Below are 25,452 nucleotides of genomic sequence, written 5' to 3' on the forward strand. Positions count from 1 at the left end.
AATGGAGATTCAATTAGCGCAACGTGTAAAAGCATTAACACCTTCATCAACACTGGCAATTACCGCAAAAGCGAAAGAGCTGAAAGCACAGGGATTTGACGTTATTGGTTTAGGTGCCGGGGAACCGGATTTTAATACCCCACAACATATTATTGATGCGGCTGTACAATCCATGAATGAAGGACATACGAAATATACACCTTCAGCTGGACTTCCAGCTTTAAAAAAAGAAATCGTAAAGAAATTTGCTCAAGATCAGGGAATTACTTATGATCCAAGTGAAATTATCGTTACGAATGGTGCAAAGCATGCCCTGTATACATTATTCCAAGCCTTACTTGACGAGGGGGATGAAGTCATTATTCCTACACCTTATTGGGTAAGCTATCCAGAACAAGTGAAGCTTGCGGGCGGACTTCCTGTTTATATTGAAGGAAAAGAAGAAAATAATTATAAAATCACCCCAGAGCAATTAACATCGGCACTATCTAGTAAAACAAAGGCAATCATTATTAACTCACCGAGCAATCCGACCGGAATGCTTTATTCACAAGCTGAGCTAGAGGCAATAGGTGAAGTTTGTCTAAAGAATGATCTTTTAATTATTTCAGATGAGATCTATGAAAAATTAGTTTACGGAGACAATAAACATGTTTCTATCGCAGGGCTTTCACCAGACTTAAAGGAACAAACAATTATTATTAATGGTGTGTCGAAATCACACTCTATGACCGGCTGGAGAATTGGCTATGCTGCAGGAAATAAGGATCTCATTAAAGCAATGACTAATCTTGCTAGTCATAGTACATCCAATCCTACGACAACAGCACAATACGGATCTATTGCTGCTTATGCTGGATCACAGAAAATGCTTCAAGAAATGCGTGAAGCGTTTGAACATAGACTTAATACCATTTATGAGAAATTAATTGCTATTCCTGGCTTTACATGTTTAAAGCCGCAGGGAGCCTTTTATTTATTCCCAAATGTCATCAAAGCTTGCGAATTAACAGGCTATGCAAATGTTGATGATTTCTCCCAAGCTTTATTAGAAGAAGCAATGGTTGCAGTTATTCCAGGCTCCGGTTTCGGTGCACCGAATAATATCCGTCTATCCTATGCGACTTCACTTGAATTATTGGAAGAAGCGGTTCGTAGAATGCATCAATTTGTAGAAAGTAAGCTGAAATAATTTGAAAGCGTGCAGTCAGACGGGCTGCCGCTTTTATATTTATGTGTATTGGCGAAGTTGGATAGACGGCGAATATATCAACTGTTAAGGGGAATAAATTTGAATCACGGTGAATATAGCCAACCAAGTCGCTTCCGCTTTCATAGTTGCTTGTCACATTTTCGGAAGGTATAATATAAAGGATACATAAGTCGAGATTTACTAGTTTTTGGAGGGAACACAGTGGTTAAAACAACGATATCTGAAGTTTACAAATATGTAGATCAAGAAATGAAAATTGGTGCATGGATTGCAAATAAGCGTTCAAGCGGAAAAATTGCATTCCTGCAGCTACGGGATGGAACAGGCTTTATTCAAGGGGTAATCGTAAAAACAGATGTCCCTGAAGAAGTGTTCCAGGAAGCAAAATCAGTGACACAAGAGTCTTCTGTTTATGTTACGGGAAAAGTACAAAAGGATGAGCGTTCTCCACTTGGCTATGAATTGCTTGTAACGAATATTGAAGTCATTGCAAGAGCTGTAGATTACCCCATTACTCCAAAGGAGCATGGAACAGAGTTTTTAATGGATAATCGTCATTTATGGCTACGCTCACGACGTCAGCATGCGGTGATGAAGATACGTAACGAAATTATTCGTGCGACGTATGAATTTTATAATGAGCAAGGATTCGTGAAGGTGGACCCTCCAATCTTAACTGGAAGTGCACCAGAAGGAACTTCTGAATTATTTGCAACAAAATATTTTGATGAAGATGCGTATCTTTCACAAAGTGGCCAATTATATATGGAAGCAGCTGCAATGGCGCTTGGGAAAGTATTCTCTTTCGGACCAACATTCCGTGCTGAAAAGTCAAAGACTCGCCGGCACTTAATTGAATTCTGGATGATTGAGCCTGAAATGGCATTCTATGAGCATGAGGATAGTTTAAAGGTCCAAGAAGAATATGTATCATTTATCGTCCAATCTGTCTTGAAAAACTGCAACTTAGAGTTGAAAACACTTGGTCGTGATACATCGAAGCTTGAAAATATTAAAGCGCCATTCCCGCGTATTTCATATGATGATGCCATCAAATTCTTAAATGAAAAAGGTTTTGATGATATTAAGTGGGGCGATGATTTTGGTGCGCCGCATGAAACAGCTATTGCTGAAAGCTACGATAAACCAGTGTTTATAACTCATTATCCAAAAGCAATTAAGCCATTCTATATGCAGCCGCATCCTGACCGTGATGATGTTGTTTTATGTGCTGATTTGATCGCTCCGGAAGGATATGGAGAAATCATTGGCGGCTCTGAGCGTATTCATGATTATGACTTAATGAAACAGCGTCTTGAAGAGCATCATTTAGAAATGGATGCCTACAAATGGTATTTAGAATTGCGACAATACGGTTCCGTTCCACATTCAGGATTTGGACTAGGTCTTGAAAGAACGGTTGCCTGGATTAGTGGGGTTGAACATGTTCGTGAAACGATCCCATTTCCACGTTTATTAAATCGTTTATATCCATAATTAGTTAATAGAAAAATCCGCTTCTTGCGGATTTTTTCTATTAGTAGTGATAACCAGCTTTTGAGTGTCAAGGAGCGATTAATAGGAAAGATTGCCTTTCATATTCTCCTTACTAGCTAAGGGTGTTCATGCTATACTTATGAAGAGGTGTCTAGAATGTCAAAAACAAGTTTATTAAAGTGGATCCAGGAGGGAAACGTAACAATCCCTGGAGTATTACTCACTCACTATAAAGAGATGAATTTAGATGAGAACGAGCTCGTGCTTTTACTGCAAGTAATCTCCTTTATTGAAAATGGAAATGAGTTTCCAACCCCTTTTGAATTATCTTCCCGCATGACGATAACTGTTTCAGTTTGTACTGAAATTCTACGTAAATTAATTCAAAAAGGGTTTATTGAAATAAAAGAAAGCTATTCAGGAGACAATGTTCGATATGAGAGATATGATGTGGGACCGTTATGGGAAAAATTAATAGATTATTTTTTGCTCAGAAACAAACAGGAAGCTGTCATAGCAAATCAAAAGAATGAAACAGATTTGTATACTTGCTTTGAGCAAGAATTCGGACGTCCTTTATCTCCATTCGAATGTGAAACACTTGCTATGTGGATGGATGATGACCATCATGACCCGCATATAATAAAAGCTGCTTTAAGAGAAGCGGTGATTTCAGGAAAGCTAAATTTCCGTTATATTGACCGAATTTTATTCGAATGGAAAAAGAATGGAATTAAAACAATTGAACAAGCAAAAAGCTATGGAAAAAAATTCAGGCAAAGTCAAACACCGCAGAGAAACAGACAACTGGAGGAGCCAGATCCAACATTAAAATCTGTTCCGTTTTATAATTGGCTTGAGCAATAAATAGAAGAGTAAGTGGTGGGATATATGTTAAATAAAACTCAAATCAGATTTTGCCTTGATCGAATGGGTGAAATGTTTCCTGATGCACATTGTGAATTAAATCATTCCAATCCTTTTGAACTAGTCATTGCCGTGGCATTATCAGCTCAATGCACGGATGTTCTAGTAAATAAAGTAACAAAAAGTTTATTTCAAAAGTATAAAACACCCGAAGACTATTTAAATGTTTCTTTAGATGAGCTGCAAGGGGATATTCGTTCAATCGGATTGTACCGGAATAAAGCAAAGAATATTCAGAAACTTTGCCGAATGCTTCTTGACGATTATGGTGGCATTGTCCCGTATGATCGAGATGAATTGACCAAGCTTCCTGGAGTTGGGCGCAAAACGGCAAATGTTGTTGTCTCAGTTGCTTATGGTGTTCCAGCAATTGCGGTCGATACACATGTAGAGCGAGTAAGCAAAAGATTAGCCTTTTGCAGATGGAAGGACTCAGTATTAGAAGTAGAAAAGACATTGATGAGAAAAGTACCGATGGATGAATGGTCTGTTACTCATCACCGTATGATATTTTTTGGAAGGTATCATTGTAAGGCGCAAAACCCGCAATGTCCGATATGCCCATTGCTCGAACTTTGCAGAGAAGGGAAAAAGCGGATGAAGGAGAAGGGGCATAATGAGTGATCAACTAATGTTATCCATTCCGGATGAGTTGATTAATCCTTTCTTTTTTTCTGTAAATGACAGAATATCTGTTGAAAAGGATCAATTACAAAATAAAGTGATGGATATACCTTTTCTGTATGAAGCAGCCTTTTATGCAAATATTGAGGCACTAAAGCCCTGGCAATCGCATGAGGAGTTCATTCCTCTCTTAAAAAATGAATGGGATGCTGAAAGAAGGCATCTTGAAGAGATTTTTTCAAAAAGAAAGTATAAAGATGCCATTGCACCTATGAAAAAGGGGATTGGACTATTTATGGAGTTCGTTTACTGGGCAAATGAACTGCCTGTTCATTTTGGCATGCCATTATCGAGTGAATGCTTAAAGGTACAGCCCGTCAATTTGGGAGAGAGGATTGGTTTCGTTATTCAGCGCCCAGCTCTTTTTCATTCTTTTATACAATTAAATGAACTTATGACAGAAATGGAAAAGCAGTATGTTAAACATTTGGCCATCAAAAAAGCGTCTAAGCAATAGCTTATGACGCTTTTTTGATTACAAATCTTTATTGTTCGCCTGAACCTTGTGTTCCATCTGGATTAGAAGATCCGTTGTTTGAATCTTCTCCATCTGGGTTAGTTATGCCTCCTTGGCTGTTTCCATTCCCATTATTGTTGCCGTTACCGTTATTCCCATTACCCCAGCCAGAGCCTGAGCCATTTCCGTTTCCAGTGTTTCCAGTGTTTCCGTTGGTTCCAGACGTTCCATCTTCTATGTCTTCTTCATCTTCGAAATCATCCATTGGATCTCCATTGCCAAATCCATCATCAATTTCAGATTCTTGAATTGGCACTTCAACTTTCACCGCAGCTGGATCACTTCGCGTGTCACCTCTAATTGCCGTTACCTTAAATTGATAGATGCCCCCTGGAACAGGGTTGGCAATTTTGATTCCTTTTTCTGTTACAACCTGTAGTGGCTGTTCGGTTCCATCATTTAGAGCAACTGAGACTTCAAATTGTATATCTTCTGCTTCCTCAGGATATTCCCAAGTTAATGCAATTTCATTTGTTAGCTGATCATAGGCTCCGTTAACATTTACAGGGGAGTCTAGCTTTTCAAATTTGTCAGAGACCTCTTTAGGTGCTTGCCCTTTTACTGCATATTCATAAATAATTTGATCTTTAGGTGTGAACTCACTTGCAAGCTTTGCAGGCATTGTTCCTTTCTCAATGGCCACCTTTTCCACACTATCAGGCATTTTGAAGTCAGGTGTTTCAATATCTTTTGAAACATAGGCCATTAAATTCTTAAATAATAATTGGGCGATTTTTTGATCCTTAGGAGCAATCGAGCTCTTCATGTTTGGATAACCAGTCCAAATCGCTGCTGTGTAATTTGTCGTGTAACCAGCAAACCAAATATCAGGAACACCCCCGCTTTGGATCTGCCATTCTTTCTTTTCTTTAGCGGAATAGTTTGTCGTACCTGTTTTTCCTGCTAAATGAAGGTTAGGCACATTCGCTTGTTTCCCAGTTCCAAAGGAATCTTTCACAACACTTTTTAAGACGTCAGTGATCATGAATGCCGTATAATCCTGCATGACTGCTTCAGACTTTGGTGTCGCATCAATGGTTGTCTTATCTCGCATTTCAATTTTTTTGATCGAATGCGGTTCTGTATAAAATCCTTCATTGCCAAAAGCGCTATAGGCACCAGCCATTTGTAATGACGAAACTTCCTGAGTACCAATCGCACTGGATTCATAGACTTCATCCATATCTATTCCCAGATTATTAACGAATTCCTTTGCCTTATCTAAGCCAACCTCTTTTTCTACTGCCTGTAAGGTTTGCAGAGCAGCTGTATTACGTGAACGAGCTAATGCCTCACGTAATGACATTTTTCCCATATGTTTTCGGTCCCAGTTATTCATCTGCTGACCACTTGAATAAGTAGTTGGTTTATCATCTAATGTATGGTAGGTTCCCCATTTTAAATATTCAATTGCAGGGCCGTAATCCATAATTGGTTTAAATGTCGAACCAGCTTGTCGTTTTGAATCAGTAGCATAATTAAATCCTCTTTTTACTTCTTGATTTCTGCCACCGCCAATTGCTCTAATTTCCCCTGTTTTCGTATCAAGTAAGGTTATTCCTGCCTGGAATTCATCATTTGGGAATTGAACAATATCATTTGAATTAAGCATTTTTTCAACATAATCCTGTGCTTTTGTATCTAAAGTAGTATAAATAGTAAGTCCATCAGAAGAAATATCTAAATCAGGGTATTTACTTTCTACTTCTTCAATCACAACATCAACAAAGGAGTCATATGGAGCATCATTCTTTTTTCGATCTTCTTCTTTAACGAGACTTGATTCAACTGGAATCGCTTGTGCAGCCTTCATTTGTTCTTTCGTAATAAATCCATGCTGATTCATTAATGAAAGAACAATATTTCTTCTCTTTTCTGCACGGTCCGGATGCTTAAATGGATTGTAGTTTTCTGGGCTTTGCGGCATACCAGCTAGCAAAGCAGCCTCATGTAGCTCTAGTTCATCAAGATCTTTGCCAAAGTAAATATGAGAGGCAGTTAGTACCCCATGGCTTCGTTCAGACATCCATATTTTATTGACATACATTTCAAAAATTTGCTGTTTCGTATACTTTCGTTCTAGCTGAAAGGCAAGCCATGCCTCCTGTGCTTTTCTGCTTAATGTTTTTTCATTATTTAAGAAGGAATTCTTTACAACCTGCTGTGTAATCGTACTAGCTCCCTCTGATCCAAAACCACGGGTAACGTTGGCAAGCACCGCGCCCCCTAAGCGGATTAAATCCATGCCATTATGTTTATAGAACCGGACATCTTCTGTAGCAAGGAATGCATCTTCAACTAGTTTAGGGATGTCCTCATAATTTACATATTCTCGATTTTCTAAGCCAACTTCGGTAATTAGCTCTCCATTAATATCAAGAATTTTTGACGAAATAGGGTCCTTTAAAGCTTTCTCATCAAGCTTAGGTGCATCCTTTACCATAAAAGCAAAGGTAGCAGCACCAACAAGCATACCCGCAATGCCTAGGGCAATTAATATTAGAAAGATTCGTTTGAAAATTCCTTTAGAAGGCTGTTTACCGCCTTTATTCTTATGTTTAGAAGCATGCTGTTTTCTGCGCTCCTCTCTTGATTGATAATTCTCTGCCATATCTATTCATCCTTTCTGGACTGTAAAGAAAATTTGATTCCATTTAAAATGATCTAACTAAGTCTATAAAGATAATCGATTTTTTTAATATAGTCAATTCTTGGCTGATATCCGAGTGGAATCAGATGGCCGAACGTTTCTATTTCTACCTTTGTGATCGATTTTCTTCCCCCATCCTTCATTCTTTTCCAAAAGGTGAGTAAATGCCGTGCTTCAAGAAGAAATATTTCCTCTGTAAGTGAAAACCTGAGCAGGACAAAGCAAATACCATCTTGATTAAGGATTTTTTCCATATGTGAAATTTGGTGGTCATGAAAATTCTTTAATGGAAAAGATGTTGGATTTTGTGTTTCTTTTGCTTCAAAATCTATATATTTCCCTTTATAAACTCCATTATAGTCAGTTGTAGAAGCTTGCTTAAAATAGGCTTCCTTAATGACGGCTGCACTTCTTTTTGGGTAATCGACTTGAACGATTTGAATGGGTGTCGGTTTCTTATGGATTGCTGCAATGTTTTGGTCTAAATAATATTCGTTAGTTATGTTTATATCTTCCTCCAAAGTCATTCCGCGATTGCTGTAGGACCATTTTTTCTCTTTTTTCTTTAATTTTATTGTCTCCTTTTTTTCCGGTATAAATCTTTTGCCGTTAGGATAATTGAAATTCATCTTACTCACCTCACAAGCTATTTCTTATCATACCAAAACTTTGTTCGATTTGGTTGAATAAAAAGTATTAGTTTGCAAAAGTTAAGTTAAATGTTTGAGGAGATGCTGATTAATGTTATATCAAAAAGGACGATCTATAGAACAGCTTTCATTAGCGGAAATTGAATTAATTAACCGAATTAATGAGAAGACTATCCGATACAATATAGATAACATATCGAGAACGAAAGCATACCATCATTATTATAATAAACATCCGGAAATTAAATGGTCCTTTCTTGCTAGTATGGTATCCCGAAATGCAGGCTGGAACATGTGTGACCTTGAAGGGACCCTATTTTCAAGAGCTTTAGATAACAGTTTTAGGAAAAAGCTTTTTTTCACATATGAGCGTGCCAATTGGCTTATTTTTCAAGATGCTTTTCCTCAATTACTGCTCTATCTGTATTCGACGAAAATAAATCGCCCAATGTTTCATTTATTAAAGTTTTTCCATGTATCTTCATTTATGGAAAGTGAATGGGTTAAGTTTTGGGATGATCGCCAAGTAGATAGACTGATGATTTCGCTAATCATTAATGAACAAAATGTAATTCAAAAGCCAGTTATTAAGCATTCTGTATATAAATCTACTGTTTTTCGATCTTTTTTATTTGTTTTTCAAGATTGGCTTCATTATAGCTCAGTTATTTTCCCAACGAGGGAAGGGGAATTATATGGGGCAAGTGTAAGTGGTTTTAAGTCTATTTCTAATCGAATTGAATTAGGGAAAAGATTGGCAGACATTTTGTTTAAAAAGATGCTTTATCCTAGGTTTTATGCATTTGCCTGTACAACCGAGCATACAGGTTCAAGATATGATTATGAACAATATTTAAAGCAGAAAAAATTAAGAACAACTCCATTTTTACGATGTACCTATCCGATTGTCAAGCATCATCGTTATGATCTAAGGGACTGGTCAACATTTTGCCGAATAAAGAAAAAATGGAGAAATGAGATGGCAGATCACAAGCATCCCATTGAAATAACTAATTGGTACTTAAAGAAGCAGGAACAAATGGAAAAAGGCATTTGTTTAAGCGAATGGGTGAAATCAATCAAATAAGAGAGCTGATATCAGCATGTCTGATTGCAGCGCTCTTATTTTTTGCACAAGCTTCCGTCAATTGACCTTATGTAGAAGGACGGTCTGGTCCTTCGAGTTTTTTATCGCCGTATCCTGTTTTTGATTCCTCTAGGTTCTTCGGCTGTGTTTTATTATCCTTTTGATGTTTTTTCATATATTGCACCTCCAATATTAGTGTTTGCATGTATCATTACTTTCATTCCGATTTAAACTTGTCGAATGCAGGTCTAATGGATTGAAAAATCCTTCTTTATTTGCCGAATCCCTTCTAGTTTTGTCAGGGACGAAGGATTGATAAAAGACAAGACGAATAGAGTGTAATAAGACAACATACATTTTGATAGATTGTTTGTACTTTTGCATATATAAGGAGGCAAAGCCGATGGACAAAAAAATCATCGCAAAAGAAGAATTACTAAGCATGCTTACGGAAATTTCTGACCAATTGGAAGAACTGGAAGGGATTTTGGAAACAAGCCTTTCTAAAGCCCGTCAAAATGTTCGGGACGAATATACAGCAAAAATGAATAATTGTGGAGAAAAGATAACTGCACTTGAAAAGGAGGCAGCAAACCTTCTAAAAGAAAAGGAAGGGCTTGGCCAAGCTAGTCAATTACATCGCCCAAATAGCATGAAGCTTGAATTAGGATATTAATTAATCTAGAATGAAATTAGCAGCAGCTTGAAAAATTAAGCTGCGTTTATTTTTGGAGCTGAACATAAATGGAAGATTATAAAGAGCTTTTGCAATTAACCCAAAAATTACTTGCCTACACCGATAGCCTTTCATTGAAATACATTGAAGTGAGGGAAACAGGGGAAAGCAGCGACTTTTTCGGTAAAGTAAAGCCTTTTGCTGATGAAGTGAAGGAAGTTAATGACGCGTGGAAAATTAAAGCGTACGAATGGATTGAAGAGACTAGGCCCAAAAATTTATATACTCAGCAAATAGATGCTGCCTATGAACATATCGAAACCGTTTCCGTACAAGCATTTTTTCCAAGTACAAGTCGTTCAAGATTTAATAATGTAATGGCTTCCGCAAAATTTATCCTAAATAGTGTCATTCTTGAATTAAAAGGGGAGCCCTTGTAGTAAGGACTCCCTTTTAATTCTTTGGATATATGGGAACTAGACTAGAAGCTTTCTGGAACTTCTGCTCCTTGTGCTTCAAGCTCACGAACAAGCTGCCGATAAACATTAATACAAATATCGTTTTGAATATACGCCTTCTTAGTAAAATCTAGTAATTCATTTACATTTTCAGGACTGTAATTTCGAATTTGAAGAAACTTCATGTTTAGTTCGTGAACATTCATTATAATTCCCTCCTCAAATTTGTATAAAAATACTTTCTACTTTTTTAATATACTATCACATAAATAAAGCTGTCCGTTATTTTTAAAAAATTTAGACTTCCGACAGTTTATTTCATAATTTGACAAAGTGTTGAGATTTATTTTTATTCACATGATGGGCGTTCTAAACATAAATTATCATAATGAATAATACTTTTAAGGAGGAAGTCTGCCCATGTTTGGAAGAAGAGGACATCCCGCATATCCCGCTCAATTTCCAGCTTTTCATCCATACGCAAACATGAATCGCTATGGACCGAGGATTTACAATCAATATTCTGATCGCCAGCAACCGTCTGCTTTTTACCCAAATCTCTCAAATCATTGGGGGAATTCTCATTCCCCGCAACATGTACAAATGAATCAAATGCCACCCCATGGGTATAATCCCTATCCGATTTCACATACATCAGTAAATCCATATCTTGGGGCGGATCCTTACCATAATTACGGACTGCAGCCGTATGGACAGCAAAAACAGCATAATCATATACAAAGTATTTTTCAAAATCCATTAGAGCCTGAGCCGGACACTAATTATACGAATTCGAAGCAGCATTATCCAATAAATCCATATATGAACCCTTATCCTAAACAATCTTTTATTCCAAAACAGCCATCAGGGGTTAAATCGATTATAAACTCTTTTAAAGGTCAGGATGGTACGCTAGATTTTAATAAAATGGTTGATACGGCCGGAACGATGATGAATGCAGTGAGTCAGGTTTCGTCAATGGTAAAAGGACTAGGGGGAATAATAAAGGTTTAGTAAAAAGGGCTAATTAATTATTTTACTAAAATATAAAAAAATGGCTGCAAGGCCATTTTTTTATTTGTTGAATTGTATGAATTCACATAATTTTATTGACAATTACTAACAAAAAGTGAAAAAATAGATTTTGATAAGAAAGGAGGAGTAGAGGTGTTTAGAATCATACAGCAAATGATTATTATATTCCTCTTAATACTTTCCTTAGCTGCACTGCCTATGATCATAGAAGTCAACTCAGCTGAAAGTAAGCTGGAATGGCACTTTGAAAAGTTGCCAAAAGTTTACGGCGATTTTATAAGTGAAGTAAGCAAAGGAAGTCTCGGAACCTACCGATTGGGCACACAGGTTAGGAATATTGAACAAGACATTGGAGATAACTTTTTAACCAGTTTAAAAGTTATGCTTATCGGCGTAAATGCAAGCATAATCATTAGTTTGCTGTTTGGAATTTTCCTTAGCCGTTTCCGGCTAACTAAACTATTTAACTATTTTATAAATATCTTAGCGGCCATCCCCGATTTTATTATCATAGTTATGTCTATGATTCTTGCTGTAAAAATATATAGGTGGACCGGGATTAGGGTGATATCGTTAAGGCCGGATGCAGGTGCATTAAATACTTGGTTCCCGACAGTACTCGTTGCCATCGCACCAACTCTCTATTTATTTAAATTAATTTCTGTTAAGTATTTTCAAACGAGCAGTGAAGATTATATTCGAACAGCTGTCGCAAAAGGGATGCGTTTAAATTATATTAACTTCCAACATGTATATAAAAATATTGAACCCTTCATTACTGCGGAATTAGTAAAGGTCATTTCTTTAGCGATTGGTAATCTTTTTATTATTGAATACATACTCAATGTCTCAGGCATTACAAAGTTTATTTTTCAAAGCGGTGAGATTCAGCCGATTGCTATTGGGCTATTTGCCATGCTCTTAATATCAGCGATTGTCTATGTATCAGTTAGACTCGTATTCTATCTATTTAAACGAGGATTTATTTATGAATAAACTATTAAAAATCAATTACTCACTATACATAGGAATATTTTGTGTTTCGCTCTTGCTTTTTCTTTGTTTGTTTGGACCAATCATGGCGCCTTATTCATTAACAGAAACGTTAGAAACGCAATATACGGATGGGAAAATTATTTCACCGCCAATGGAGCCCTTTGAATCGGAGGACTATCCATTAGGAACCGATAAATGGGGCTACGATTTACTTTCAATGATATTACATGGCATTCGTTATACAGTGGTGATAGCATTAGCAATCACACTTATAAAAATGATTGTAGGTACAATACTCGGTTTATATATAGGGCAGTGGAAAAGAACCCCTAGTTGGATGATTGCCTTTGAAAATGCATGGAGTTATGTGCCATTATTTTTGATCTTATATTTTTTTATGATGCCGATCAATTTCAATGGTCAGTTAGAAACGAGAACACTGTTAGGCTATTTTATTGTAATTGCTTCCATAATTAGCATACCGAGTATTGTTTCATCAGTTAGATTGAAAACAGCTGAACTGAATAAATCTGTTTATATAGAGGCAGCAAAGGCATTAGGAGCGAGCAGGAACAGACTCATTTGGAAGCATATTTTTCCCCAATTGAAAGAAACCATTCTCGTTATGTTTATACTTGAAATTGTATATGTCATAACGATTATGGGGCAGCTGGCATTAGTAAATATTTTTGTCGGGGGAACACTCATGCGTTTCGACCCGCTAATTTACATTTCTGTGACAAAGGAATTATCAGGCTTAGTTGGGCAGGCAAGATTAAATATATATGGAAATACCCATATCCTCATTGTTCCCTTAATCGTGTTATTATTTACAACGATTTCATTTAGTTTGCTCGCAAACGGCTTAAAAAATCGTTTTCAATCGAATTATGCCCGAACGCCTTGGATAAGGATTGGACAAGTACCAAGAATGAAGCCTGTAAGAAAACAGTTTGGCAAACAAGGTAAATTTTGGTCTCTAAACGGTGAGAAATTAGCCTTTCTTGGATTATGTTTAATCTTCATTGGGGCAGGTACATATGTTTATCTCACTAAAGATTCAGATGTGGGTGTAAAGAATTTCAGTAAAGCTGCGTACGATATAAAGCTTGAAATGGATGAAAATGGGGTGTTTAATATAGCTGCAACCATTCAAGTGAAGAACAAATCGGATGATGCTTGGAAGGAGCTTGTCTTTTATTTTATTCCTAATGTCTTTACAGAGGGACATGCCTTTGAATCAGTCAAAGGGAATGCTATAGTGAAAGTAAAGGAAATAGAAGTAAATGGGAAAAAGGCTGATTACAGCTTGGAGAAGGATACTTTAAAGATAACACTCCCTAATAATATGAAAAAACAAAGTAAACAAACGGTAAAGGTTGAATATGAGTTTACCCCTCCAGAGCAGGGAGTTCGTTTTTCAAAAGAAAAAGATAATTATTACTTAGCCCAATGGTATCCGATGCTTGCAACTTATCAGAATGGCAAGTGGAACAAAGAGGACTATTCTGATGGTGTAGAGACCTATCATGTTGACTTTGCCAATTATAAGGTGGAATATAAGCTTCCAGAGGGCTATACATTTATTTCCTCCGCGGATAGGGACCCTAAACCTGAAGTGAATAAGGGAACTGTAAAAATGAAAAAGGTAAGGGACTTTTTCATTGCCGTTACAAAGGATATGGATATCCATGAAACGACTGCAAATGATGGAGTAAAGATCCGCTTGTTTACAAAAAGCGATCATGACAAGAAAATCGATGATTCTTTAGCGCTTGCTAAAGGTGCGCTTTCATTTTTCCAGGAAAAAATTGGTGCGTACCCTCATAAACAATTGGATATCATTCTTGATAATGGACCTTTTATGGAATACCCTGGAGCTGTAACGATCAATCCGTATATTCAAGATATGAATTTTTACCGTACCTCGATCGTCCATGAAATTGCCCATCAGTATTTCTATGGGGTAGTGGCGAATGATCAATATAATGAGGGCTGGGTTGACGAAGGGATAACAGAATTTGCGACATCTATGTATTTTTATGTTGCGGAAAATCAGTCGGAGGGACAGGCGTTTGCTCTTCCTAAGCACCGGATGGATATGATTAAGGAAGCAGGTCTAGGCAGACAATATTCCAATGTTCCCGTCCATGAATTGAAGCATACTGGCTATATGTATGGGCAGCCTGCAGTCGAATTGTTAAAAATGATGAAGGCAAAGTATCGATTGAAAGGGGATAATGTAAAGGAAGTGGGTATGCAGTTCCTTTCTGATTACTATCATCACTTTATGTATAAGGAAGTAAATACAGAAGAATTTGTTCGTTTTACAAAGGATTATTTCCTAGTTCCGTCAGGATATTTTAATGGCTGGCTGAATATTTAAGAAAAAACAAGCAGTTCAAAACGCTGCTTGTTTTTTAATCGATTTTATCGATCATTATTTTTTTTCCTTTTTGTTTAGGAACACGTATTTTTAATAAACCATTTTGATAGGAAGCTTTTACTTTATTTTCATCGATTGGCTGTGGAAGAGGAATGCTTCTAATCGATTTTTTCATAGAAGTTTGCTTTTTGATCATTTCATGATGATCATTTTCCTCTGTGATAGACTCTAGGGAAAGGACAGTAATCGTGACATAATTATCAATCACATCAAGTTGGATTTGTTCCTTATTTACGCCTGGAAGCTCTGCAGAGATGATGTGCTCATCATCCGTTTCACTTACACTTACTTGAAATGACATCGCAGAGGAAGTAAACGGATTTTTAAAAAATTCATCCATCGTCTGTAAAAATCCTCTCACAGGCTTATCGTGAAAAAAGTGATTCATAGATCTCATCAAATCTCCAAAAGGCTCATTTTTATCTTTTTTATTCCGCTCATTCATAATTCCAGCCCCTTTCATAGAAAAGCATAAGACACCTGCTCCGTGTTTATGCCATGATATCATATGAAAAGAAGTGGGTAATTGTTCCAATTGGGCGAATAAAAAGAAAGAACCGTAGGAATTTACGATTCATGTTAAATAATTTCTTCTAATAGCCTTTCGGAATCAATAATGATATTGCCATTAGCATCTGTTTCAATTAATTTATCTTTTTTCAACTTTGTTAATGTCCTGCTGACGGTTTCTCTCGTCGTGCCAATCATATTTGCGAGGTCTTTGTTTGTAAACTCTGCCTTCAAAAGGAATAAACCGTTTTCTAGCGCTTCTCCATGAAGTTTAGCTAATCGTACGAGCAGCTTAATAATCTGTTCATACGTATTATTTAATACTTGTGCTTCCAATCGTTCTTGTAAATCCACTATTTTTTCACCGAGAACATTAAATACTTTAATACATAATTCGGGATTATCGATTAATACGCTCTCAAACTGGTCAATCGGAACAACGACTAGTTTCGCATTTTCCAGCACTTCTGCAAACGCAGGATATCCTCCTTTACGGAAGAAACCGACATGAGGAAACATATCCCCGCTTTTTGCGATTGTTACAATTTGCTCTTTTCCGTTTATATCACTTTTATAAATTTTGATGCGGCCGCTTTGAATGAAGTAAACATTTTCAAGCGGATCATCCTGCATAAAGATGTGGCTTCCTTTCCTCCATTCTCTAGAGATTGAAATCCCGACAATTTTATCCATTTCTTTATCACTCAGCCCGCGGAAAAGGGTAAATTGGGAAAGCATCTTTTTTATTTCAATTGTTTCCATATTTTCACCTCTGCTGGTAAAAGCCATTATTACCAATATTGTAACAAAAAAAACAGTTGAAAAAAGCTAATTCATGACAAAAGTTTGAACGTTATATGAAAGGAAGCAGAGAGAGGATAAAGTTGGCAATGGAAATATAAAAAAAATATAAAGAATCACTTTTTTAACGAACGCTTATTCGCTAGAATGATAGATATGAGGTGAATAAAATGAAAGTTCGAAAAGACCTTAATGAAATAATGAATCATTTAAAAGTAGATGAATCATTCAAAGAGAATATTGTCCATTGGGAAACGATTGAAGAAAAAGAGGCAACAACAGATGAACTGCCTTTAGACATACACCCAGCCCTTAAGGAAGCATTGCAGAAGCGGGGAATTACAAGACTGTACACCCATCAGAAATCTGCTTATGAAGAAGCCATTCAAGGAAAAAGTATTGTCGCCGTTACTCCAACTGCTTCAGGGAAAACGTTATGCTACAACTTGCCGGTTTTGCAAACAATCATAAATGATCCAAATTCAAGAGCATTATATATGTTTCCGACAAAAGCCTTAGCACAGGATCAAAAGAGTGAAATAAATGAAATCATCGAAGAGGCAGGGCTGCCAATTAACAGCTATACATATGATGGAGATACTCCTTCGAATATTCGGCAAAAGGTACGTAAAGCGGGACATGTTGTGATTACAAATCCGGATATGCTCCATTCGGCTATATTGCCTCATCATACGAAATGGGTCTCACTATTTGAAAATCTGAAATATGTTGTGATTGATGAACTCCATATATACAGAGGAGTTTTTGGAAGCCATGTGGCAAATGTTATTAGACGTTTACAAAGAATTTGTCGGTTTTATGGAAGCAATCCCGCCTTTATTTGTACTTCTGCGACGATTGCCAATCCGCTAGAGTTAGCAGAAAGTCTTACAGAAAAACACGTTTCGCTTATTGATAATAACGGAGCACCGAGTGGGAAAAAACATTTTGTCTTTTACAATCCTCCGATTGTTAATCCTCCGTTAAATATCAGAAAAAGTGCTACATTAGAAGTAAGAAAACTTGCAAGTGAACTATTGAAAAATAAGGTTCAGACGATTGTTTTTGCAAGAAGCCGTGTGCGGGTGGAGATTTTAGTCACTTATCTGCAAGAGCTTATTAAGCATAAATTAGGACCAAAAGCGATACGAGGGTATCGTGGAGGCTATTTGCCAACGGAAAGGCGTGCGATTGAAAGAGGTCTCCGTTCAGGAGAGATATTTGGAGTAGTGAGTACTAATGCACTTGAATTAGGTGTTGATATCGGGCAGCTTCAGGTTTGTATTATGACAGGATATCCTGGAACGATTGCAAGCGCATGGCAGCAAGCTGGACGAGCAGGGAGAAGGCATAGTGAATCCCTTGTGATTATGGTCGCTTCAAGCAGTCCCCTTGATCAATTTATCATTCAAAACCCTGATTATTTTTTCAAACGCAGTCCTGAAACAGCCAGAATTAACCCAGATAACTTGATCATTTTAATTGACCATATGAAGTGTGCGGCTTACGAGCTTCCCTTTAAGTCTGGTGAGCGATTTGGTTCTTTTGAAACAGAAGAAGTGCTTGAATATTTGGCAGAAGAGAGGGTTCTTTATCAAAATGGTGATAAATTTTACTGGATGAATGATTCATTTCCAGCCCATAATATAAGTCTTCGTTCTGCCTCTCAAGAAAATGTTGTCATTATTGATCAATCCGATGTAGCAAACGTAAAGGTAATTGGTGAAATGGATCGTTTTTCAGCCATGACTTTATTACATGATGAGGCCATTTATCTGCATCAGGGCACACAATTTCAAGTGGAGCTGCTTGACTGGGAGGAAAAGAAAGCATTTGTAAGAGAAGTGGATGTTGATTATTACACAGATGCCAATCTTGCCGTTCAGCTAAAAGTTTTAGAACAGGATAAGCAACAATTTATCTCCTCAGGTGAAATCGGCTATGGGGATGTAAGCATCACTGCGATGGCAACAATTTTTAAGAAAATAAAATTTGAAACACATGAAAATATCGGTTCAGGGCCAATCTCGCTTCCAGAAGAGGAATTACACACTAGTGCTGCTTGGATTTCTTTACATAAAGAAATAGGGCAGTTCAATCAAGAGAGATTGGAGCAAGGACTAATAGGGACTTCACATGCGCTTAAATCAATTGCTCCCTTATTTGTCATGTGTGATCCTCAAGATATCCATGTTGTCCCGCAAGTGAAAGCAGCCCATAATGAGAAACCAACGATTTTCTTCTATGATCGCTACCCAGGAGGCGTTGGCTTGAGTGAAAAAATATTTGATGGATTCCAGCTTGTTTTAAAAGACGCAAGTGATCTAGTGAAGAAATGTCAATGTGCTTATGGATGTCCTTCATGCATTGGCATTGAATCCTCTTCTGAGAACGCAAAGACGGATGTTCTGAAAGTATTTGAAATGTTCATGAATGGTGAGATTCATGTCAATTAAAAGGAAACTGAATAGACTTAAATCACATCTTTCACAAGAAGAGAGCACAAAAAGTGTTCTCAAAACTTGCCAATCCAGAGAAAGTGAGATTCCCTATCTAGATGTTTGGGAAGCCGATGGGGTGACTCCTTATTTCTTAGATGGAAGCTATTGCCTAATTAGAGAACGAAGGTTTCCAATTGATCAGCAACATGGAATCTATTCTTTCTCACAATTCTTTACAGCAGTGAATGCGTGGAATGAACGAGGAATGAAACATCCGCTTTCAGCTGCAGGCATTGATCCTGAAAGCTTTGTATTCTTTGATACAGAAACAACAGGTTTAGGCGGAGGCACGGGGAATTCTATCTTTATTCTTGGACATGCGAGATTATCCGGAGGGGAAATTCATTTAAAACAACATATTCTGCCCTTTCCTGGAGCAGAGGTCCCTTTATATCAAAGTTTTCTTGAAAGTGCTGACTACACGACGATGGCTACTTATAACGGAAAGTCCTTCGATTGGCCGCAAGTGAAAACCCAGCATACATTGATACGAGAACATGTCCCTAAACTCCCGTCATTTGGACATTTTGATTTATACCATGCATCAAGAAGAATGTGGAAGCATAAATTAGAACGAATGAAGCTGTCCATTGTTGAGAAAGAAGTGCTAGGTATTGAACGAAAGGATGATCTTCCAGGCTTTTTAGCACCAATGATTTATTTTGACTTTGTAGAAAGAAAAGATCCGCAAGGCATGCTAGGGATTTTAAAGCATAATGAAACGGATATTTTATCGCTCATCAGTCTATACACACATCTTTCATTTCAGATTCTTGGTCTTGACCAAAAACAAACAGCAAAGGAAATATATGAAATAGGAAGGTGGTTTTCGCACCTAGGAGAAGTAGAAACAGCGAAAGAATCATTTACACGTATAGCCAATAGCATGAACAGTGAAACAACTGCAGCCAAGCATGCTCTTGCTTTTGAGTACAAGAAACAGAAAAAATGGACAGATGCCATACATCTTTGGGAAGACATAGTTGGCAAGGGAGAAGAAGAGGCAATCATACTTGAGGCTTGTATTGAATTAGCAAAGATTTATGAGCATCGAAAAAAAAACCTCCAAAAGGCAATTTATTTTACTAAGAATGCAGAAGCATCTTTTTTATCATTACAAAGTGTTAACAATAGTAAACTGACAATTAGTCATCAAGAAATTATAAAAAGATTAAAAAGGCTGAACAGGAAAGTATATTTAAGTTGTCATGAGGTCTAGGGTGAATATTTCCAAAACCCACTATTTCCTAGTTGTTTGTCCATATTGAAAGCTGTAAAATGTATTACTGTGTGGTGTAAACAGTTTAGGAATAATTTAGTGTGAGGCTGGTAGCATGTATAAAACAATATTATTCATTTTCTTTATCGTAATTATCTTTACCATGGTACTTTTTAGTAACTTTAGAGATAGTTTTTATAGCATGTTTTAATCCCATTTATAAATTTGGGGTTTAAATTAGACTTTTTCATTAGTACAAGAGTAACCCTTTTAACATAGGCTATTAATGTAAGTAAACTATGAAGAAAGGGGATCTTTACATGTATTGCGGACCAAGACCTACTAATGTATTGCCGGCAATTGTCCATCCGACAAAATGCTGTGTAAACAATACGTTCCAAAATAATGTGGTTCCACATATCCATCCAACACATACAACAAATGTTAACCACATTAACTTCCAGCATCAACATTATTTTCCACAAACGCAATCAACTGTGAATCAAGTAACGAATCAGCAGTTTGTTGCAGCACCAGGTCCAGCACTTGGCGGCTTTGGAGGCCCAGTACCTGGAGGCTTCGGTGGCCCAGTACCTGGAGGCTTTGGTGTTCCACGACCGGGCTTTTATGGTAGATAAATAGAAATGCAGCACGAAAGAGTTACATGTTTGGAAACAAGGGTTGTTTGCCCTTGTTTTCTTGTGTGCTATAAATGTCAATTTTCTTAATTAAAATAATAATTGACTCTTATACTTTTTTAAGGCAAAATTTCAATTATTAGAGCATACATAGAGGGGCTTAAGAAAATTGGCGAAAGTTGCGATCATTTCGGGTTACAAACCTTATGAAATTGGAATCTTTAAGAATAATGATCCTGCAGTAGCATTTATTAAAAAAGCAATAAGGAATCAGCTTATTACTCTACTTGAGGAAGGGCTGGAGTGGGTGATTATTAGCGGCCAGCTTGGTACGGAATTATGGGCGGCTGAGGTAGTGTTAGAGCTACAATTAGAAGCATATCCAGAACTGCAGCTCGGTGTAATCACCCCTTTTTTAAACCAGGAGGAAACTTGGAAAGAAGAGAATAAAGAATGGTATGAATCGATACTTACTCAAGCAGACTTTATTGACTCTGTTTCAAGAAAACCTTATGAAAACCCTTGGCAGTTTCGTTTGAAAAATCAATTCTTTATAGAAAAAAGTGATGTCCTTCTGCTGTTTTACGATACAGAAAAAGAGGGAAGCCCGAAATATCTGTTTGAAACGGCAAAAAGACAGCAGGAAAAGAACAATTATGATATTCGCTTAATCAATTTTTATGATTTACAAGTAATTGTTGAAGAGGAACAAATGAAAGAACAAGACTATTATTAAAAGAGTAAGAAAAATTGACAAATATGCATATCTTTGAAAAAATAAAAGTATTGATTGGTGTATATTGAGGTGAGTGTTATGCTTTCGGATAAAATTAAACTAACGGCAAAAGATATTTTAGAGAAAGAATTTAAGTCAGGCATGCGGGGATACAAACCGGAGGATGTTGACAAATTCTTAGATTTAGTAATTAAAGATTATGAAGTGTTTTATCAGGAAATTGAAGATTTGCAGCAAGAAAACATGAGATTAAAGAAACAATTAGAGGATGCTTCAAGGCGTCCAACTACATCTCAGACGGCAGGTACAACTAATTTTGATATTTTAAAACGGTTATCTAATTTAGAAAAACATGTTTTTGGCAGTAAATTGTACGATTAACAGATTCTCCTATTTTTTCAAACAGAAAACCATTGCTATATGATCGAAAGTTGCATATAATAACTTTTGTACTCATTAATGACGTTCGGGTAATCGCTGCAATGAGCATTTTGCTGCATTGTAGAGGAAAGTCCATGCTCGCACGGAGCTGAGATGCCTGTAGTGATCGTGCCTAGCCAAATCATAAGCTAGGGCAGTTTGGCTTAAGCTAGACTGACGGCAGGGAAAATGCCTAAGTCCTTTGGATATGGCATGACTACCTTGAAAGTGCCACAGTGACGGAGCCTTTTCAGAAATGAAAAGGGTGGAACGAGGTAAACCCCGCGAGCGAGAAACCCAAATAATGGTAGGGGCACTTTCTCTGAGGAAATGAACAAGGAGAAGGACAGGTGACAATTGTTCACCTGTAGATAGATGATTACCACCTTAGTACGAGGCTACTTGCCGTTCGCAGTACAAAGGAACAAAACATGGCTTACAGAACGTTATTAGTGAATAATTTTCGAAACATGATTGAAGCTCTCCTTTTTTAAGGAGAGCTTTCTTGTGTTTCAGCACAAATACATATATGATTAAAGTATGTGAATTACTTATCAAACGTGTTAATAGAGGAAACATTAAAGACTCATAACATTAGGCGAATAAGGATGAATATAGTATGTTGGAGTTTATAAAACAACGTGATCCACTTAATATCGTTAAGATAGCAAGGACAGTCTTTGAAAATACGAGTGAGGGTGTCATGATTACAGATGCCCGCGGCAGAATAATTTCAGTCAATCCTGCATTTGAAATTGTTACAGGTTATAATGCAGAAGAGGTAATGGGCAATAATCCTAATATTCTGCAATCTGGCGTGCATGATGAAGCTTTTTATCAAACCATGTGGAAGCAAATATATGATACAGGATTATGGAAGGGGGAAATCTGGAATAAACGTAAAAACGATGAACTCTATCCGGAATGGCTGACTATTAGCGCGATTAAAGATGCTAGTGGAAATGTAACAAATTATGTCGGAGTATTCAGCGATATATCTAACCAAAAGAGTACAGAAAAGCAACTTAGGTTTTTGGCGCATTATGATTCGTTAACGGGAGTTGCGAACAGGTACAGCTTAAATAAGCGTTTAGAAGGGTTATTACAAACGGCAGAAAAGTATCACCAGCAGCTGGCCATCCTGTTTCTTGATTTGGACCGATTTAAGCAAATTAATGATACATTAGGACATAATTATGGGGATTTACTTTTAAAACAAGTATCCTCTAGACTAAAAGGGATACTTAAAAATAAGGATATGATTGCTCGTCTAGGTGGTGATGAGTTTGTCATCGTTTTGCCCAATCTCAAGCATCCGAAAGAGGCAATCCATATGGCTGGACTGATCATTGATTCTTTATCTAAATCATTTTTACTAGATAGTCATGAAGTGTATGTTACGGCAAGTATAGGTATTAGCCTGTATCCTCTTGATGGAATCGATACAGAAACCTTACTAAAGAATGCAGATAAAGCGATGTATGATGCAAAATCTAACGGGAAAAATCAGTACGGGCTATACCATCAAGAAATGCACCAGAATGAATCTAGACAAATGATTTTAGAAACATACTTAAGAAAGGCATTGGAACGGAATGAATTCTACCTTGTTTATCACCCAATCGTAGATACAGGTTCACTGGAAATAGTGAGTGTGGAAGCACTTGTAAGGTGGAATCAAAAAACACTTGGCAATATCCCTCCTTCAGAATTTATCCCTCTAGCAGAAGAAACAGGGTTAATTGTGCCATTAAGTGAGTGGATTATTCAAAAAGCTTGTGAAGACTTAAATAGTATCCATTTAAACGGGGCAAAAATTAGAATGAATATTAATGTATCTGCCCTCTATTTTAATCAGCTCGGGTTTATTAAATCTTTAAATGATATTTTCCAAAAGACAAATGTCAGCACACGACATATCGTATTGGAATTAACAGAAAGCATGATCATGCCAAATGCAGAAGAAACAGTAGATAAGCTTGTTAAACTAAAGCAGCTTGGTATAAAATTATCAATAGATGATTTTGGGACTGGCTACTCCTCACTAAGCTATTTAAGTCGCTTCCCTCTTGATACATTGAAAATTGATCAAAGCTTTATTAAAGGGATAGCTTTGTACAAAGAATATAGTTCGATTGTTGAAGCCATCATCATAATGGCCAATCGCCTGAATTTAAAGGTGGTAGCTGAAGGAGTAGAGAATAAGAAACAATATGAACTGTTAAAAAAAGAAAAGTGTGACTATATTCAAGGGTATTACATAACAAAACCACTCCCTAAGCATAAACTACTGACATTATTGCAAGATTGGGATGGGAACAATTTAATTTAAGGGTGAAATTATGTTTGATTTAATAGCTACATCAGCTATGGGGCTTGAAGCTCTAGTAGCGAAGGAAGTGCGTGATCTTGGATATGAATGCGTAGTTGAAAACGGCAGAATCACATACAAAGGTGATGCCTTAGCAATTGCGCGCTCAAATCTATGGCTGCGGACAGCTGACCGAATTAGAATAAAGATTGGTGAATTTAAAGCAACAACCTTTGATGAGCTTTTTGAGAAAACGAAAGCACTTCCATGGGAAAACTTTTTACCGGAGGATGCGGAATTTCCAGTAACAGGGAAATCAGTCAAATCCCAATTATATAGTGTACCTGATTGTCAGGCAATTGTAAAAAAAGCGATTGTTGAAAGAATGAGAAAACATTATAAGAAATCAGGCTGGTTTGAAGAAAACGGTCCCCTATTTAAAATAGAAGTGGCATTACATAAGGATGTTGCTTTGTTAACAATTGATGCCAGCGGAAGCGGGCTGCATAAACGAGGATATCGTGCAGGACAAGGGGAAGCACCTTTAAAGGAAACACTTGCTGCTGCTCTAATTATGCTAACTAATTGGACACCAGACAAGCCGTTTGTTGATCCGTTTTGCGGCTCTGGCACGATTCCGATTGAAGCAGCATTAATTGGTCAAAATATTGCTCCTGGCTTCAATCGTGAATTTGTTTCTGAAGGCTGGCATTGGGTTCCTGACAAAGTATGGGAAGAAGCAAGGCTGGAGACGGAAGATCTTGCCAACTATGACCAGCCATTGGATATTACTGGGACAGATATCGATCATCGAATGGTGAAAATGGCTGAAGAGAATGCATTTGAAGCCGGATTAGGGGATTTAATTCACTTCAAGCAAATGCAGGTGAGGGATTTTACGACAACAAAGGAATACGGAGTCATCGTAGGGAACCCGCCATATGGCGAACGGTTAGGAGATAAGGATGCTGTCCAAAAAATGTATGCAGAAATGGGTGCGGCATTGGCACCATTAGACACTTGGTCTATTTATATTCTTACCTCGAATGAACAATTTGAGCAATTCTATGGAAAATCTGCCACTAAGAAGCGAAAGCTATTTAATGGATTTATTCGCACAGATTATTATCAATATTGGGGAAAGCGTCCACCTAGAACAAAATAAAGAGCATACTTTCTCCTGATCCTGAATACCATATATTTATATCAAAAATGGTCAGGAGGGCTCTGAATGTATGATTCAAGAATTGATTTCAATAAAATTTCTCAATCTTTAACAGATACGATCGAAGCTATAAAAGAAGAACAGGATATATTATCATCGAAAGCTCTCGAACAGCTTCAACATGCACAAAGTGAACTCCAGCAAGCAATGACTTACTCGTTCTCATTCTTACATAGATAAAGAATGAAAAATAACTAATGAAAGAGGCTGGGACATAACTAGCTTCAAATAAAGAGAAAGGTGAATTTGAGGGTG

At 37.1% G+C, this 25,452-nt stretch carries 24 protein-coding genes and 1 other RNA gene; 20 read left to right on the forward strand and 5 right to left on the reverse strand.

Annotated features, from left to right (window positions below):
• Position 1 precedes the first annotated feature (1 nt).
• The 5 genes from RUH74_RS01790 (at position 2) to RUH74_RS01810 (ending at position 4,778) form a co-directional block, all read left to right on the forward strand.
• Complete coding sequence (locus tag RUH74_RS01790; RefSeq protein WP_313798522.1) at positions 2 to 1,192, forward strand: pyridoxal phosphate-dependent aminotransferase; 1,191 nt, start codon at positions 2 to 4, stop codon at positions 1,190 to 1,192.
• Positions 1,193 to 1,414: 222 nt separating this feature from the next.
• Positions 1,415 to 2,710, forward strand: a complete 1,296-nt coding sequence (gene asnS, locus RUH74_RS01795; protein WP_313798523.1) for an asparagine--tRNA ligase — start codon at positions 1,415 to 1,417, stop codon at positions 2,708 to 2,710.
• A 156-nt stretch (positions 2,711 to 2,866) separates the two neighbouring features.
• On the forward strand, positions 2,867 to 3,577 hold the full coding sequence (locus tag RUH74_RS01800; RefSeq protein ID WP_313798524.1) for a DnaD domain protein: 711 nt from the start codon (positions 2,867 to 2,869) through the stop codon (positions 3,575 to 3,577).
• A gap of 24 nt (positions 3,578 to 3,601) precedes the next feature.
• On the forward strand, positions 3,602 to 4,261 hold the full coding sequence (gene nth / locus RUH74_RS01805; protein WP_313798525.1) for an endonuclease III: 660 nt from the start codon (positions 3,602 to 3,604) through the stop codon (positions 4,259 to 4,261).
• Positions 4,254 to 4,778, forward strand: a complete 525-nt coding sequence (locus tag RUH74_RS01810; protein WP_313798526.1) for a YpoC family protein — start codon at positions 4,254 to 4,256, stop codon at positions 4,776 to 4,778. The genes nth and RUH74_RS01810 overlap by 8 nt, the downstream gene beginning before the upstream one ends.
• A gap of 28 nt (positions 4,779 to 4,806) precedes the next feature.
• Here the strand turns inward: RUH74_RS01810 and RUH74_RS01815 are convergent, their stop codons facing one another.
• Together RUH74_RS01815 and recU are read right to left on the reverse strand one after the other, a co-directional pair.
• Entirely contained in the window at positions 4,807 to 7,449 is a 2,643-nt protein-coding gene (locus tag RUH74_RS01815) for a PBP1A family penicillin-binding protein (RefSeq protein ID WP_313798527.1), read from the reverse strand.
• A 53-nt stretch (positions 7,450 to 7,502) separates the two neighbouring features.
• Positions 7,503 to 8,117, reverse strand: a complete 615-nt coding sequence (gene recU / locus RUH74_RS01820; RefSeq protein WP_313798528.1) for a Holliday junction resolvase RecU — start codon at positions 8,115 to 8,117, stop codon at positions 7,503 to 7,505.
• A gap of 112 nt (positions 8,118 to 8,229) precedes the next feature.
• Between recU and RUH74_RS01825 the strand changes: the two genes are divergently transcribed.
• From RUH74_RS01825 to RUH74_RS01835, 3 genes are all read left to right on the forward strand, one after another.
• Positions 8,230 to 9,225 (forward strand): DUF2515 domain-containing protein, encoded by a 996-nt coding sequence (locus tag RUH74_RS01825; RefSeq protein WP_313798529.1) that lies wholly within the window; start codon positions 8,230 to 8,232, stop codon positions 9,223 to 9,225.
• Between the two features lie 403 nt (positions 9,226 to 9,628).
• Complete coding sequence (locus RUH74_RS01830) at positions 9,629 to 9,901, forward strand: hypothetical protein (RefSeq protein WP_313798530.1); 273 nt, start codon at positions 9,629 to 9,631, stop codon at positions 9,899 to 9,901.
• A 68-nt stretch (positions 9,902 to 9,969) separates the two neighbouring features.
• Positions 9,970 to 10,341 carry a YppE family protein gene (locus RUH74_RS01835; protein WP_313798531.1) on the forward strand — a complete coding sequence of 124 codons (372 nt, stop codon included), beginning with the start codon at positions 9,970 to 9,972 and terminating at the stop codon, positions 10,339 to 10,341.
• A 41-nt stretch (positions 10,342 to 10,382) separates the two neighbouring features.
• On the opposite strand, the gene RUH74_RS01840 is transcribed toward RUH74_RS01835, so the two are convergent.
• Positions 10,383 to 10,565 carry a YppF family protein gene (locus tag RUH74_RS01840; RefSeq protein ID WP_313798532.1) on the reverse strand — a complete coding sequence of 61 codons (183 nt, stop codon included), beginning with the start codon at positions 10,563 to 10,565 and terminating at the stop codon, positions 10,383 to 10,385.
• Between the two features lie 214 nt (positions 10,566 to 10,779).
• Here RUH74_RS01840 and RUH74_RS01845 point away from each other — a divergent pair, with 214 nt between their 5' ends.
• The 3 genes from RUH74_RS01845 (at position 10,780) to RUH74_RS01855 (ending at position 14,776) form a co-directional block, all read left to right on the forward strand.
• Positions 10,780 to 11,373, forward strand: coding sequence for a YppG family protein (locus RUH74_RS01845; RefSeq protein WP_313798533.1), 594 nt, complete (start codon positions 10,780 to 10,782; stop codon positions 11,371 to 11,373).
• 153 nt (positions 11,374 to 11,526) lie between these two features.
• Entirely contained in the window at positions 11,527 to 12,390 is an 864-nt protein-coding gene (locus tag RUH74_RS01850; protein ID WP_313798534.1) for an ABC transporter permease subunit, read from the forward strand.
• Positions 12,383 to 14,776 carry an ABC transporter permease subunit gene (locus RUH74_RS01855; RefSeq protein ID WP_313798535.1) on the forward strand — a complete coding sequence of 798 codons (2,394 nt, stop codon included), beginning with the start codon at positions 12,383 to 12,385 and terminating at the stop codon, positions 14,774 to 14,776. The genes RUH74_RS01850 and RUH74_RS01855 overlap by 8 nt, the downstream gene beginning before the upstream one ends.
• A 34-nt stretch (positions 14,777 to 14,810) precedes the next feature.
• Here RUH74_RS01855 and RUH74_RS01860 read toward each other — a convergent pair whose 3' ends face one another.
• Together RUH74_RS01860 and RUH74_RS01865 are read right to left on the reverse strand one after the other, a co-directional pair.
• A complete protein-coding gene (locus RUH74_RS01860; RefSeq protein ID WP_313798536.1) occupies positions 14,811 to 15,281 on the reverse strand; it encodes an Hsp20/alpha crystallin family protein in 471 nt (156 codons plus the stop codon).
• A 134-nt stretch (positions 15,282 to 15,415) separates the two neighbouring features.
• Positions 15,416 to 16,108: a Crp/Fnr family transcriptional regulator gene (locus RUH74_RS01865; RefSeq protein ID WP_313798537.1), complete on the reverse strand. Its 693-nt coding sequence runs from the start codon at positions 16,106 to 16,108 to the stop codon at positions 15,416 to 15,418.
• 209 nt (positions 16,109 to 16,317) lie between these two features.
• Between RUH74_RS01865 and RUH74_RS01870 the strand changes: the two genes are divergently transcribed.
• The 9 genes from RUH74_RS01870 to RUH74_RS01910 all read left to right on the forward strand — a co-directional run bounded on the left by RUH74_RS01870 (position 16,318) and on the right by RUH74_RS01910 (position 25,377).
• Positions 16,318 to 18,603 carry a DEAD/DEAH box helicase gene (locus RUH74_RS01870; protein WP_313798538.1) on the forward strand — a complete coding sequence of 762 codons (2,286 nt, stop codon included), beginning with the start codon at positions 16,318 to 16,320 and terminating at the stop codon, positions 18,601 to 18,603.
• A complete protein-coding gene (locus RUH74_RS01875) occupies positions 18,593 to 19,867 on the forward strand; it encodes a ribonuclease H-like domain-containing protein (protein WP_313798539.1) in 1,275 nt (424 codons plus the stop codon). Before RUH74_RS01870 ends, RUH74_RS01875 begins: the two co-directional genes overlap by 11 nt.
• A gap of 320 nt (positions 19,868 to 20,187) precedes the next feature.
• Entirely contained in the window at positions 20,188 to 20,505 is a 318-nt protein-coding gene (locus RUH74_RS01880; protein ID WP_313798540.1) for a CotD family spore coat protein, read from the forward strand.
• Positions 20,506 to 20,674: 169 nt separating this feature from the next.
• Entirely contained in the window at positions 20,675 to 21,241 is a 567-nt protein-coding gene (locus RUH74_RS01885) for an SLOG family protein (RefSeq protein WP_313798541.1), read from the forward strand.
• Between the two features lie 78 nt (positions 21,242 to 21,319).
• A complete protein-coding gene (gpsB, locus tag RUH74_RS01890) occupies positions 21,320 to 21,622 on the forward strand; it encodes a cell division regulator GpsB (protein WP_313798542.1) in 303 nt (100 codons plus the stop codon).
• 81 nt (positions 21,623 to 21,703) lie between these two features.
• Positions 21,704 to 22,105, forward strand: an RNA gene (rnpB, locus tag RUH74_RS01895) — RNase P RNA component class B.
• Between the two features lie 175 nt (positions 22,106 to 22,280).
• A complete protein-coding gene (locus tag RUH74_RS01900; RefSeq protein ID WP_313798543.1) occupies positions 22,281 to 23,993 on the forward strand; it encodes a putative bifunctional diguanylate cyclase/phosphodiesterase in 1,713 nt (570 codons plus the stop codon).
• A gap of 10 nt (positions 23,994 to 24,003) precedes the next feature.
• Positions 24,004 to 25,137, forward strand: coding sequence for a THUMP domain-containing class I SAM-dependent RNA methyltransferase (locus tag RUH74_RS01905; RefSeq protein ID WP_313798544.1), 1,134 nt, complete (start codon positions 24,004 to 24,006; stop codon positions 25,135 to 25,137).
• A gap of 66 nt (positions 25,138 to 25,203) precedes the next feature.
• Positions 25,204 to 25,377: a hypothetical protein gene (locus RUH74_RS01910; RefSeq protein ID WP_313798545.1), complete on the forward strand. Its 174-nt coding sequence runs from the start codon at positions 25,204 to 25,206 to the stop codon at positions 25,375 to 25,377.
• The last annotated feature ends 75 nt before the right edge of the window (positions 25,378 to 25,452 follow it).

This window comes from Cytobacillus sp. (assembly GCF_032154635.1).
In the GTDB taxonomy this organism is placed as follows: domain Bacteria; phylum Bacillota; class Bacilli; order Bacillales; family Cytobacillaceae; genus Cytobacillus.

What these genes read in the sequence shown, in the direction of transcription:
- RUH74_RS01825 (WP_313798529.1), top strand. Translation starts at nt 8,230, where the DNA reads ATGTTATATCAAAAAGGACGATCTATAGAACAGCTTTCATTAGCGGAA.
- RUH74_RS01835 (WP_313798531.1), top strand. Translation starts at nt 9,970, where the DNA reads ATGGAAGATTATAAAGAGCTTTTGCAATTAACCCAAAAATTACTTGCC.
- RUH74_RS01865 (WP_313798537.1), bottom strand. Translation starts at nt 16,108, where the DNA reads ATGGAAACAATTGAAATAAAAAAGATGCTTTCCCAATTTACCCTTTTC.
- nth (WP_313798525.1), top strand. Translation starts at nt 3,602, where the DNA reads ATGTTAAATAAAACTCAAATCAGATTTTGCCTTGATCGAATGGGTGAA.
- RUH74_RS01845 (WP_313798533.1), top strand. Translation starts at nt 10,780, where the DNA reads ATGTTTGGAAGAAGAGGACATCCCGCATATCCCGCTCAATTTCCAGCT.
- RUH74_RS01880 (WP_313798540.1), top strand. Translation starts at nt 20,188, where the DNA reads ATGTATTGCGGACCAAGACCTACTAATGTATTGCCGGCAATTGTCCAT.
- RUH74_RS01790 (WP_313798522.1), top strand. Translation starts at nt 2, where the DNA reads ATGGAGATTCAATTAGCGCAACGTGTAAAAGCATTAACACCTTCATCA.
- RUH74_RS01830 (WP_313798530.1), top strand. Translation starts at nt 9,629, where the DNA reads ATGGACAAAAAAATCATCGCAAAAGAAGAATTACTAAGCATGCTTACG.
- RUH74_RS01840 (WP_313798532.1), bottom strand. Translation starts at nt 10,565, where the DNA reads ATGAATGTTCACGAACTAAACATGAAGTTTCTTCAAATTCGAAATTAC.
- RUH74_RS01855 (WP_313798535.1), top strand. Translation starts at nt 12,383, where the DNA reads ATGAATAAACTATTAAAAATCAATTACTCACTATACATAGGAATATTT.
- RUH74_RS01810 (WP_313798526.1), top strand. Translation starts at nt 4,254, where the DNA reads ATGAGTGATCAACTAATGTTATCCATTCCGGATGAGTTGATTAATCCT.
- gpsB (WP_313798542.1), top strand. Translation starts at nt 21,320, where the DNA reads ATGCTTTCGGATAAAATTAAACTAACGGCAAAAGATATTTTAGAGAAA.
- RUH74_RS01875 (WP_313798539.1), top strand. Translation starts at nt 18,593, where the DNA reads ATGTCAATTAAAAGGAAACTGAATAGACTTAAATCACATCTTTCACAA.
- RUH74_RS01860 (WP_313798536.1), bottom strand. Translation starts at nt 15,281, where the DNA reads ATGAATGAGCGGAATAAAAAAGATAAAAATGAGCCTTTTGGAGATTTG.
- RUH74_RS01870 (WP_313798538.1), top strand. Translation starts at nt 16,318, where the DNA reads ATGAAAGTTCGAAAAGACCTTAATGAAATAATGAATCATTTAAAAGTA.
- recU (WP_313798528.1), bottom strand. Translation starts at nt 8,117, where the DNA reads ATGAATTTCAATTATCCTAACGGCAAAAGATTTATACCGGAAAAAAAG.
- RUH74_RS01905 (WP_313798544.1), top strand. Translation starts at nt 24,004, where the DNA reads ATGTTTGATTTAATAGCTACATCAGCTATGGGGCTTGAAGCTCTAGTA.
- RUH74_RS01815 (WP_313798527.1), bottom strand. Translation starts at nt 7,449, where the DNA reads ATGGCAGAGAATTATCAATCAAGAGAGGAGCGCAGAAAACAGCATGCT.
- RUH74_RS01900 (WP_313798543.1), top strand. Translation starts at nt 22,281, where the DNA reads ATGTTGGAGTTTATAAAACAACGTGATCCACTTAATATCGTTAAGATA.
- RUH74_RS01800 (WP_313798524.1), top strand. Translation starts at nt 2,867, where the DNA reads ATGTCAAAAACAAGTTTATTAAAGTGGATCCAGGAGGGAAACGTAACA.
- RUH74_RS01910 (WP_313798545.1), top strand. Translation starts at nt 25,204, where the DNA reads ATGTATGATTCAAGAATTGATTTCAATAAAATTTCTCAATCTTTAACA.